Source organism: Castellaniella sp., from assembly GCF_047971665.1.
Lineage (GTDB): Bacteria > Pseudomonadota > Gammaproteobacteria > Burkholderiales > Burkholderiaceae_B > Castellaniella.
This window is the reverse complement of record NZ_JBKEAA010000014.1, coordinates 26,311-37,928: the sequence shown is the minus strand read 5'-3', so window position 1 is coordinate 37,928 and position 11,618 is coordinate 26,311. Positions and strand designations below refer to the sequence as shown.

The following is an 11,618-nucleotide window of genomic DNA, read 5'->3' as shown; positions in this document are numbered from 1 at the left end:
GCCTACAGTTTCGAGATGGACACGTGCTGCAGCAAGGCTTGCACCGAGGGATGCATCAGGTCCGTGAAGGGCTTGGGATAGATGCCCATGAACAGCGTCAGGATGGCCAGCAGGCCCAGGATCAGGAACTCGCGGCTGCACAGGTCGGACATGCCGTCGACCTGCTCGTTGGCCACGGGCCCGAAGGCCACGCGCTTGACCATCCACAGCGAATAGCCCGCGCCCCAGATCAGCGCCGTGGCGGCCAGCAGCCCGATCCAGAAGTTGTACTGCACCGCGCCCAGGATCACCGTGAACTCACCGATGAAGCCGCTGGTGCCCGGCAGTCCCGCATTGGCCATGGAAAACAGCACGAAATACGTGACGAAGCGCGGCATGCGGTGCACCACCCCGCCATAGGCGTCAATGCGGCGCGTGTGCAGCCGGTCATACATCACGCCGATGCACATGAACATCGCGCCCGACACGAAGCCGTGCGAGATCATCTGGATGATGGCGCCCTCGAGACCCGTGACATTGAACAGGAAGAACCCCAGGGTCACGAAACCCATGTGCGCCACGGATGAATAGGCGACGAGTTTTTTCATGTCGTCCTGGACGATGGCGACCAGGCCGATGTAGATCACCGCGATCAGCGACAGCGCGATCATCAGGCCGGCCAGGCTGTGCGAAGCGTCCGGCGCGATCGGCAGCGAGAAGCGCAGGAAAGCATAGGCGCCGAGCTTGAGCATGATGGCCGCCAGCACGATGGAGCCGCCCGTGGGGGCCTCGACGTGGGCGTCGGGCAGCCAGGTATGCACCGGCCACATCGGCACCTTGACCGCGAAAGCCGCCAGCAGCGCCACGAAGATGAGGATCTGCTCGGTGTAGTCCAGTGGCAGTTTCTGCCAGGTCGCCACATCGAAGGACCCGCCCGAGGCGTGCCACAGGTAGATGAAGGCGATCAGGGTCAGCAACGAGCCCATCAGCGTGTAGAGGAAGAACTTGAATGCCGCGTACACGCGGTTCGGACCGCCCCAGGCGCCGATGATGATGTACATCGGAATCAGGGTGGCCTCGAAGAACACGTAGAACAGCATGCCGTCCAGGGCGCAGAACACCCCGATCATCAGGCCCGACAGGATCAGGAACGAGGCCATGTACTGCGACACGCGCGATTTGATGATCTCCCAGCCGGCCAGCACCACGATGATGGTGATGAAGGCGGTCAGCAGCACGAACCAGACCGAGATGCCGTCGATCCCCAGGTGATAGTTGAGGTTGAAGGCCTCGATCCACGGAGTCTTTTCGACGAACTGCATGTCGGCCGTATCCGCGTTGAAGCCGGTGTACAGGGGAATGGTCACCAGCAGCCCGGCAATCGAGCCGACCAGAGACAGCACCCGGGCGGGCCCCGGATTGTCGTCCCGGCCGATCAGCAGCACCAGCAGCCCGAAGAAGATCGGGACGAAGATCGAGAGGGTCAGCCAGGGGAGTGTAGTGGACGCCATTTCGCTAGCCATCAGTGAACCATCAAGATGAAGAATGTGAGAAACACCATGATGCCGATGATCATGGCGAAGGCGTAGTGATAGATGTAGCCGGACTGCAGCAGGCGGGCGGCGGCGGCCGCAGCCCCCACCAGACGCGCGCTGCCGTTGACGATCAGGCCATCGATGATGCCACGGTCGCCGCCCTGCCAGAGGCCGCGCCCCAGGGCACGGGCAAAGCGGGCGATGACGTTCTCATTGAACCAGTCGAAGTAGTACTTGTTGTCCAGCAGGCGGTAGACCGGCGCCAGGCCGCGCGCCAGCGCGGCGGGCACCGACGGGTTCACCAGCCAGCAGTACCAGGCCACCACGAAACCGGCCACCAGCAACATGAACGGCACGGTCGAGAAGCCATGCACCGCGAAGGCGATCCAGCCCTGCCATTCCTCGGCCAGCTCGGCCATGGCGGGATGGTGAGCGGCCACCGTGATGCTCTTGCCGAAGAAGCCATTGAACAGCAACGGGTCGATGAACCAGATCCCGGCCACCACCGACATCACCGCCAGCAGGACCAGCGGCAGCGTCACCACCCAGGGCGATTCCTTGGGCAGGCCACCATGATGCGCATCGTGGCCGTGATCGCCATGCGCATGGTCGCCGTGGCCGTCATGGCTCGCGCCGTGACCCTGGGCGTCATGACCGTGCGCCTCGTGACCGTGGACCGCCAGCGTGCGGCCTTCGTCGTGATGCACATGCGCCGGACCATGCACGGTATCGAAGCGTTCCTTGCCGTGGAAGACCAGGAAATACAGGCGGAAGGAATACAGCGAGGTCACGAACACGCCGCACAGCGTCGCGTAGTAGGCGAAATTCGCCCCCCAGACCCCGGCCGCGCCGGCCGCCTCGATGATGTGTTCCTTGGAGTAGAAGCCGGAGAAGAACGGCGTGCCCACCAGGGCCAGCGTGCCGATCAGCATGGTGATCCAGGTGATCGGCATGTATTTGCGCAGGCCGCCCATGTGGCGCATGTCCTGGTCGTGGTGCATGCCCAGGATGACCGAGCCGGAACCCAGGAACAGCAGCGCCTTGAAGAAGGCGTGCGTCATCAGGTGGAAGATCGCCACCGGGTAGGCCGAGGCGCCCAGCGCCACCGTCATGTAGCCCAGCTGCGACAGCGTGGAATAGGCCACCACGCGCTTGATGTCGTTCTGCACCACCCCGAGGATGCCCAGGAACAGCGCGCCAAAGGCGCCGATCACGATGATGACCGACAGCGCCGTGGGCGACATCTCGAACACGGGCGAGAAGCGGGCCACCATGAAGATCCCGGCCGTCACCATGGTGGCGGCGTGGATCAGGGCGGAGATCGGTGTCGGGCCTTCCATGGAGTCGGGCAGCCAGACATGCAGCGGCGCCTGGGCCGATTTCCCCATGGCGCCCACGAACAGCGCCAGGCAGACCACGGTCAGCAGATGCCATTGCGTGCCCGGGAACAGCAGGCCGGAGAGCTTGTCGACCTGGGCGAAGACCTCGGCATAGTTCAGGCTGCCGGTATAGGCGTACAGCAGGCCGATCCCCAGCACGAAGCCGAAATCACCGACGCGGTTGACCAGGAAGGCCTTCAGGTTGGCGAACACCGCCGAGGGACGACCGTAGTAGAAGCCGATCAGCAGGTAGGACACCAGGCCGACGGCCTCCCAGCCGAAGAACAGTTGCAGCATGTTGTTCGACATCACCAGCATCAGCATGGAGAAGGTGAACAACGAGATATAGGAGAAGAAACGCTGATAGCCCGGATCGTCGGACATGTAGCCGATGGTGTAGATGTGCACCATCAGCGACACGGAAGTCACCACCACCATCATCAGCGCCGTCAGCGGATCGATCAGGAAGCCGATCTCGAACTTGACCGAACCGATCATGGACCAGGTGTAGACCGTGCCCTCGAAGGTCTGGCCATCGAGCACCTGCTGCAACACCAGCAGCGAACCGGCAAAGGATACTGCCACCCCGAGGATGGTCAGCAGGTGCGAGCCGCGGCGCCCCAGCCACGACCCGAGAAAGCCCGTGCCGAAGAAGCCGGCGATCACAGCAGTGACCAGCGGCGCCAGGGCAATCAGGAGATACAGGTTATGTGCGGACATGGCGTGACTACCCCTTCAGCTGGTCGAGCTTGTCGACGTTGATGGTGCTGAGATTGCGGAACAGCAGCACCAGGATGGCCAGCCCGATGGCGGCTTCGGCCGCAGCCACGGTCAGCACGAAGAACACGAAGATCTGTCCGGCCGGATTGCCCGACCAGATGGAAAAGGCGACGAAATTCATGTTGGCCGCCAGCAGGATCAGTTCGATCGACATCAGCAGCACGATGAGATTGCGACGATTCAGGAAGAAGCCGAACACGCCCATGGCGAACAGGATCGCCCCGATGATCAGGTAGTGGCTCAGGCCTATGGTCATTTTTCGGCTCCTTCGGATGACTCGTCGGTCTTTTCGACCTGCGCCGGAATGCTCACCAGACGCATCCGTTCCTCGGGACGCACCTGTACCTGCTTGCCCGGCTGGGTGCGCTTGTAGTCCGTGCGCTTGCGCAGGGTCAGGGCAATGGCGCAGATCATGCCGACCAGCAGCACCACGCCGCCGATCTCGACCGCGTAGGCGTACTGGGTGTACATCGCTGTGCCCAGCGCCAGGGTATTGTCGAAATCATCGGCCGGTTCCGGCAGCGCGGGCGCATCCCCCCAGGAACGCAGCACTACGAACGCCATCTCCGCCACCATCACGCCGCCGATGGTCAGGCCCAGCGGGAGGTAGACCTTCAGGCCCTGCTTGAGGCCCTCGGTGCGCATGTCGAGCATCATGACGACGAACAGGAACAGCACCATCACGGCGCCGACGTAGACGATCACCAGTGTCAGCGCCAGGAATTCCGCCTGGAGCAGCATCCACATCATCGACGCGGTGAAAAAGGTCAGGATCAGGTGCAGCACTCCGGTCACGGGGCTGGTGGCCGTGATGACGCGGAAGGCCGCCACGACCAGCACGATGGCCAGGAGGTAGAACAGAAAGGTATCGAAACTCATAATCGGTATCCCGGCTTCAACGGTAGGGCGCGTCGGCGGCGCGTCGGGCGGCGATTTCCGACTCGTAGCGATCGCCCACGGCCAGCAGCATGTCCTTGGTGTAGTACAGGTCACCGCGCTTTTCGCCATGGTATTCGTGCAGATGCGTCTCCACGATGGCGTCCGTGGGACAGGCTTCTTCGCAGAAGCCGCAGAAGATGCACTTGGTCAGATCGATGTCATAGCGCGTGGTGCGGCGCGTGCCGTCCTCGCGCTGATGCGATTCGATCGAGATCGCCAGGGCCGGGCAGACGGCTTCGCACAGTTTGCAGGCGATGCAGCGTTCCTCGCCGTTGGCGTAGCGGCGCTGCGCATGCAGGCCGCGGAACCGCGGCGAGGCCGGCGTCTTTTCCATCGGATAGCGCAGCGTGATCTTGCGCTTGAAGAAGTATTTGCCCGTCAGGCGCATGCCTTCGAGCATTTCCTTGAGCATCAGGCTGCCAAAAAAATCCTTGATCGCTTCCATCTCGTACCCCTTACTGCCAGATGTTCCAGGGCGTCTGCATCCAGATCGCCACCACCACCAGCCAGATCCCCGTCAGCGGGATGAAGACCTTCCAGCCAAGTCGCATGATCTGATCGTAGCGGTAGCGCGGAAAGGTCGCGCGGAACCAGATGAACATGGACACCACCACGAAGGTCTTGATTCCCAGCCAGAGCCAGCCCGGCACCCAGGTGAAGGGCGTGAAATCCAGCGGCGCGGCCCAGCCGCCCAGGAACATGATCGAAGCCACCGCCGACAGCAGGATCATGTTGGCGTATTCGCCCAGGAAGAACAGCGCGAAGCCCATGCCGGAATATTCCACCATGTGGCCCGCGACGATTTCCGATTCGCCTTCGACCACGTCAAAGGGATGGCGGTTGGTTTCGGCCACCGAGGACACGACGTAGATCACGAACAGCGGCAGCAGCGGCAGCCAGTTCCAGGACAGGAAATTCAGGCCCATGCCGGCAAAGTAACCGACGGTCTGGCCCTCGACGATGCCCGACATGTTCAGCGTCCCGGACACCAGCAGCACCGTGACCATGACAAAGCCGATGCCCAGTTCGTAGGACACCATCTGCGCCGAGGCGCGCAGCGCGCCCAGCAAGGCGTATTTGGAATTCGATGCCCAGCCAGCCATGATCACGCCGTAGACTTCAAGCGAGGTGATGGCCAGGATGAACAGCAGCCCCGCATTGACGTCGGCCAGCACGACCTCGGGCTGGAAGGGAATCACCGCCCAGGCGGCCAGCGCCGGCATCAGCGTGACCACGGGGGCCAGCAGATACAGTACGCGATTGGACTTGGATGGTACCAGCAGTTCCTTGGTCAGCAGCTTGAACACGTCGGCAAAGGGCTGCAGCAGACCGCGATAGCCCACCCGGGTGGGCCCCAGGCGCACGTGCATGGCGGCGATCATCTTGCGTTCCCAGTACGTCAGGTACGCCACGCACAGGATGATGGGCACGGCGATGACGACGATTTTCACCAGCGTCCAGACCACCAGCCAGGGGGTCTCGCCGATCAGATCGGCACCGAAGGCGTTGAGGGTGTTCAGCCAGTCCATTAGCAACGCTCCACCTGGATTGCGCCCGAGCCCATGCCCAAGGCGGCAGTCTGTTCAAAAGCCCCGGCGACCCGCACGGCCCCGTCGGCCACGGTGTCATCCAGGGCGGCCTCCAGTTCGACCGAGCCGTGCGCCGTGGACACGCGCACGGCGTCTCCGGCCGACAGACCCTGTGCCTGCAACGTGGCGGTACTCATCGCCGCGCGCGGCGGCGCGGAATTGATGTGTTCCTGCAGCGGCTGCGAACGGCGCACCAGCGCGTCGGTCCGATAGATGGGCAGTTCGGCCACGCGCTCCAGGCCATCGGCCGGCGCCGTCACGGCCGGCGCCAGACGGATCTCGTTGGACAGACGGCCTTCGAGCCCTCCCGTCATCACCATGTCGCGCACCGATTCGGAGGTCTCGTCGTCGAATCCCTGCAGATCCATCAGGTTGCCCAGCACGCGCAGGACCTTCCAGGCCGGGCGGGTATCGCCCACCGGCGCCGCCACGCCCTTGAAGCTCTGCACACGGCCCTCGGCGTTGACGAAGGTGCCGGATGTCTCGGTGAAGGGCGCGACCGGCAGCATCACATCGGCCCAGTCCTCGGCCGCCGAGCGGAAGGCCGTCAAGGCCACCGCCATGGCGGAGCCCTGCAGCGCGCGCACGGCGCGCTCGCCCAGCTCGCTGTCCAGGCGCGGTTCGGCATGCAGCACCAGATAGGCCTTGAGCGGCTCGGCGCCCAGCATGCGGCGGGCATCCAGGCCGCCGTCGGCCGGCACGGCGCCCGCCAGGTAGCCGCCCACCGTGTTGCCGCCCGGGGTCAGGAAACCGAAACGCCCGCCCGCCAGGTTGGCAACGACCTGGGCATTGGCCGCCAGTTGCGCGGCCTGATCGTCAGCCAGCGCCAGATTGCCCACCAGCACCGCCACGCGCTCGCCGGAAGCCAGGCTGTCGGCAATGGCGCGCGCGGATTCGCCCGGCTGGACGCCGGACAGGCCCTCGGGCACGGGCCGGGATTTCAGTCCGGCCAGCGCGACGGCGATCTCGGCCAGCGACTGGACCAGCGCCGACGGCTTGACCGTCAGGCGGCCGGCGACCGGCACCAGGGGATCGGCGGCGATGCTGTCGACCAGGGACAGCTGCATGCCGCGCTTGGCCGCCTGGCGCAGGCGCTGCGCCAGCAGCGGATGATCCTTGCGCAGGATGGAACCGACCACCAGCACACGGTCCAGCGTGTTCAGGTCGGCGATCGGCAGGCCCAGCCAGGGCGCGCCCGAGCGCACGGCATCGAAGGCCGCGCCATCGCCGCGCAGGCGGAAATCGATATTGTCCGAACCCAGGGCGCGCGTCAGGCGCGCCAGCAGGGCGAGTTCTTCGAGGGTGGCTGTCTCGGTCGCCAGCGCGCCGATCTGGGCGCCGCCGCCCTCCTCGCGCACCTGCTTCAGGCCGGTGACCACGGATTGCAGGGCATCGGACCAGGACGCCTCATGCCACTGGCCGTCGCAGCCGCGCACCATCGGGTGCTGCAAGCGGTCGTCCGAATACAGGCCGGCGTAGGAAAAGCGGTCACGGTCGCTGATCCAGCATTCGTTGACCGGCTCGTTCTCGAAAGGCACCACGCGCAGCACGCGGTCCATCTTGGTCTGCACCACCAGATTGGCGCCCACGCTGTCGTGCGGGCTGACCGAACGGCGACGGGCCAGTTCCCAGGTGCGGGCATGCATGGTGAAGGGCTTGGACAGCAGCGCGCCGACCGGGCAGACGTCGATCATGTTGCCCGAGAGTTCGGATTCCACGGCCTCGCCCACGAACGTGGTGATTTCGGAGAACTCGCCGCGGTTCAGCATGCCGATTTCCATGTAGCCGCTGATTTCCTGGCCCACACGCACGCAGCGGGTGCAGTGGATGCAGCGCTGCATCTGCTCGGCCGAGATCAGCGGACCCATGGGCTTGTGGTAGACCACACGCTTGGTTTCCTTGTAGCGCGAGGCCGATTCGCCATAGCCCACGGCCAGATCCTGCAACTGGCATTCGCCGCCCTGATCGCAGACCGGGCAATCCAGCGGGTGATTGATCAGCAGGAATTCCATGACCGCGCGCTGGGCCTCGATGGCCTTGGGCGAGCGTGTATAGACCACCATGCCGTTGGTGACCGGCGTGGCACAGGCCGGCAGCGCCTTGGGCGCTTTTTCGACTTCGACCAGACACATGCGGCAATTGGCCGCGATGCTGAGTTTTTTGTGATAGCAGAAATGGGGAATGTACAGGCCCGCCTCGTGGGCGGCCTGGATGACCATGCTGCCTTCTGTGGCTTCGACCTTAAGCCCGTCGATGGTGAGTTCTACCATGGCGTGTCCTGACCCTACAGATACTTGGCAACCACGCAGTCCTTGTGGTCCACGTGATGCACGAATTCGTCGCGGAAATGCTTGATGAAGCTGCGCACGGGCATGGCGGCCGCATCGGCCAGGGCGCAGATCGTGCGCCCCATCATGTTGTGCGCCACGGAATCAAGGGTTTCGATGTCTTCCATCGTGCCCCGCCCATGTTCCATGCGGTTCATCATGCGGTACAGCCATCCCGTGCCTTCCCGGCAGGGGGTGCACTGGCCACAAGATTCCTCGAAGTAGAAATACGACAGCCGCATCAGCGACTTGACCATGCAGCGAGTCTCGTCCATGACGATGACGGCGCCCGACCCCAGCATGGAACCTGCCTTGGCGATGGAGTCGTAGTCCATGTTGGTCTGCATCATGGTGTCGGCCGGCAGCACCGGGGACGAAGAACCGCCCGGGATCACCGCCTTGAGCTTGCGCCCGCCGCGCACTCCGCCGGCCAGTTCCAGCAGCTTGGCGAAGGGCGTGCCCAGCGGGATCTCATAGTTGCCGGGGCGCTCGACATCGCCGGAGATCGAGAAGATCTTGGTGCCGCCCGCTTTTTCGATGCCCAGCTCGGCGTAGGCCTGGGACCCCAGGCGGATCACCCAGGGCACGGCGGCGAAGGTCTCGGTGTTGTTGATCGTGGTGGGCTTGCCGTACAGGCCGAAGCTGGCCGGGAACGGCGGCTTGAAGCGCGGCTGGCCTTTTTTGCCCTCGAGGGATTCCAGCAGGGCAGTTTCCTCGCCGCAGATGTAGGCGCCGAAACCGTGGTGCGAGTGCAGCTGGAAGTTGAAGCCCGACCCCAGGATATTGTCCCCCAGGAAGCCGGCCTCGCGGGCCTCGGCCAGCGCCTGCTCGAAGCGCTGGTGGACCTGGAAGATCTCGCCGTGGATGTAGTTGTAGCCCATCGACGCGCCCATCGCGAAACCGCCGATGATCATGCCTTCGATTACGGCGTGCGGGTTGTAGCGCAGGATGTCGCGATCCTTGAACGTGCCCGGTTCGCCCTCGTCCGAGTTGCAGACGACGTATTTCTGGCCGGGGATGTTGCGCGGCATGAAGGACCACTTGAGCCCCGTCGGGAAGCCGGCGCCGCCGCGGCCGCGCAGGTTCGATGCCTTGACCTCGGCGATCACGTCGTCGGGCGTCATGCCGGTGAGGACTTTCTTGAGGGCCTCATAGCCACCGCGCGCCATGTAGTCGCGGATGCCCCAGTTGTTCCCGTCCAGGTCGGCCAGGATCTGCGGCTGGATGTGGCGGCCGTGGAAGATCATGCTGCGGGCGGGATCTCCGCCCAGGTCGGGCGAGAAAGCGTCCGAGGAGAATTTCTGCAGTACGTCCAGAGCGCTCATGCGGATTCCTTCAGTGCGCCGATCAGGGCATCGATTTTTTCCGGTTGCATGCGGCAGCACATGTGCGTGCCATTGGCCAGCATCACGGGAGCATCGCCGCAGGCGCCCATGCATTCCCCCTCGACCAGCGTGAACAGGCCGTCCGCGGTGGTTTCGTGGAAGTCGATGCCCAGCGAACGCTTGAGGTGCTCGGCCGCCTGCGTGCCGCCCTGGAGCGCACAGGGCAGATTGGTGCAGATGGTCAGCGTATAACGGCCCACCGGCTTGGTGTTGTACATGTTGTAGAAAGTCGCGACTTCCTGGACGGCGACCGGCGGCATGCCCAGGTAGGCGGCCACGTCGCGGATGACGTCCGGCGACACCCAGCCCTGTTCGCCCTGGGCGATCGTCAGCGCCGCCATGACGGCGGACTGCTTCTGGTCCACCGGATATTTGGCGATTTCCCGGTCGATGTCCCGGTAGGCTTGTTCGGAAAGCAGCATAATCAGATTCCCTGTGATGTCCGCACGGCTAGCGATCGATCTCGCCGAACACGATGTCCTGGGTCCCGATGATGGTGACCACGTCGGAGATCATGTGACCCTTGGACATTTCCTCGAGCGAATGCAGGTGGGCGAAACCCGGCGCGCGGATTTTCAGACGGTAGGGCTTGTTGGCCCCGTCGGAAACCAGGTAGATGCCGAACTCGCCCTTGGGGTGTTCGACGGCGGCGTAGGCCTCGCCTTCAGGCACATGCATGCCCTCGGTGAAGAGCTTGAAATGATGGATCAGGTCTTCCATGCCCGATTTCATGTGCTCGCGCCTGGGCGGGGCGACCTTGTGGTTTTCGACGATGACCGGGCCGGGGTTGTTGCGCAGCCATTCCACGCACTGGCGGATGATGCGGTTGGATTCGCGCATCTCCGCGACACGGCACAGATAACGGTCGTAGCAGTCGCCGTTCTTGCCCACGGGGATGTCGAACTCCACGCGGTCGTAGGCCTCGTAGGGCTGGTGCTTGCGCAGGTCCCACTCGATGCCGGAGCCGCGCAGCATGGGACCGGTAAAGCCGAGCGCCAGGGCGCGTTCGGGCGAGACCACGCCGATGTCCACCAGACGCTGCTTCCAGATGCGGTTTTCGGTCAGCAGCACTTCGTATTCGTCCACACAGGCCGGAAAACGATTGGTGAAGTCCTCGATGAAATCCAGCAACGAGCCCGAACGCGATTCGTTCATGGCCCGCAGTTCCTTGTCGGAACGGTATTTGGAACCCCTGTATTGAGGCATGCTGTCGGGCAGATCACGGTACACCCCGCCCGGACGGTAGTAGGCCGCATGCATGCGCGCGCCCGACACCGCCTCGTAGCAGTCCATCAGGTCCTCGCGTTCGCGGAAGGCATACAGGAACACCGCCATGGCGCCCACGTCGAGCGCATGCGAGCCCAGCGACATCAGGTGATTCAGAATGCGCGTGATCTCGTCGAACATGACGCGGATGTACTGCGCGCGCAGCGGCACCTGGATGCCCAGCAGCCGTTCCACGGCCATGCAATAGGCGTGCTCGTTGCACATCATGGACACGTAATCGAGCCGGTCCATGTAAGGCAACGTCTGCAGGAAAGTGCGGGTCTCGGCCAGTTTTTCGGTGGCGCGATGCAGCAGGCCGATGTGCGGGTCGGCGCGCTGGACGACTTCGCCGTCCAGTTCGAGCACCAGGCGCAACACCCCGTGCGCGGCCGGGTGCTGCGGGCCGAAGTTCAGGTTGTAGTTCTGGATCTCTGCCATG

The 11,618-nt window shown here is 64.0% G+C and carries 10 protein-coding genes; all 10 read right to left on the bottom strand.

Annotation, left to right across the window (positions count from 1 at the left end; translation table 11 throughout):
* Positions 1-2: 2 nt before the first annotated feature.
* The 10 genes from ACK5JE_RS04840 to ACK5JE_RS04795 all read right to left on the bottom strand — a co-directional run bounded on the left by ACK5JE_RS04840 (position 3) and on the right by ACK5JE_RS04795 (position 11,617).
* The gene (locus ACK5JE_RS04840; protein ID WP_416800567.1) at positions 3-1,490 is read right to left on the bottom strand and encodes an NADH-quinone oxidoreductase subunit M; all 1,488 of its coding nucleotides are present in this window, start codon (positions 1,488-1,490) and stop codon (positions 3-5) included.
* A gap of 11 nt (positions 1,491-1,501) precedes the next feature.
* Positions 1,502-3,613, bottom strand: coding sequence for an NADH-quinone oxidoreductase subunit L (gene nuoL / locus ACK5JE_RS04835; protein ID WP_416800566.1), 2,112 nt, complete (start codon positions 3,611-3,613; stop codon positions 1,502-1,504).
* 7 nt (positions 3,614-3,620) lie between these two features.
* Positions 3,621-3,929: an NADH-quinone oxidoreductase subunit NuoK gene (gene nuoK / locus ACK5JE_RS04830; protein ID WP_416800565.1), complete on the bottom strand. Its 309-nt coding sequence runs from the start codon at positions 3,927-3,929 to the stop codon at positions 3,621-3,623.
* Entirely contained in the window at positions 3,926-4,552 is a 627-nt protein-coding gene (locus tag ACK5JE_RS04825) for an NADH-quinone oxidoreductase subunit J (protein WP_416800564.1), read from the bottom strand. The genes nuoK and ACK5JE_RS04825 overlap by 4 nt, the downstream gene beginning before the upstream one ends.
* Positions 4,553-4,568: 16 nt before the next feature.
* A complete protein-coding gene (nuoI, locus tag ACK5JE_RS04820) occupies positions 4,569-5,057 on the bottom strand; it encodes an NADH-quinone oxidoreductase subunit NuoI (RefSeq protein ID WP_416800563.1) in 489 nt (162 codons plus the stop codon).
* Positions 5,058-5,067: 10 nt separating this feature from the next.
* Positions 5,068-6,141: an NADH-quinone oxidoreductase subunit NuoH gene (gene nuoH, locus ACK5JE_RS04815; RefSeq protein ID WP_416800562.1), complete on the bottom strand. Its 1,074-nt coding sequence runs from the start codon at positions 6,139-6,141 to the stop codon at positions 5,068-5,070.
* Positions 6,141-8,471 carry an NADH-quinone oxidoreductase subunit NuoG gene (gene nuoG / locus ACK5JE_RS04810; protein ID WP_416800561.1) on the bottom strand — a complete coding sequence of 777 codons (2,331 nt, stop codon included), beginning with the start codon at positions 8,469-8,471 and terminating at the stop codon, positions 6,141-6,143. The genes nuoH and nuoG overlap by 1 nt, the downstream gene beginning before the upstream one ends.
* A gap of 14 nt (positions 8,472-8,485) precedes the next feature.
* Positions 8,486-9,775: an NADH-quinone oxidoreductase subunit NuoF gene (gene nuoF / locus ACK5JE_RS04805; RefSeq protein ID WP_416800657.1), complete on the bottom strand. Its 1,290-nt coding sequence runs from the start codon at positions 9,773-9,775 to the stop codon at positions 8,486-8,488.
* Positions 9,776-9,849: 74 nt separating this feature from the next.
* Positions 9,850-10,335, bottom strand: a complete 486-nt coding sequence (gene nuoE, locus ACK5JE_RS04800) for an NADH-quinone oxidoreductase subunit NuoE (protein WP_416800560.1) — start codon at positions 10,333-10,335, stop codon at positions 9,850-9,852.
* A 28-nt stretch (positions 10,336-10,363) separates the two neighbouring features.
* Positions 10,364-11,617 (bottom strand): NADH-quinone oxidoreductase subunit D, encoded by a 1,254-nt coding sequence (locus tag ACK5JE_RS04795; protein ID WP_416800559.1) that lies wholly within the window; start codon positions 11,615-11,617, stop codon positions 10,364-10,366.
* Position 11,618 lies beyond the last annotated feature (1 nt).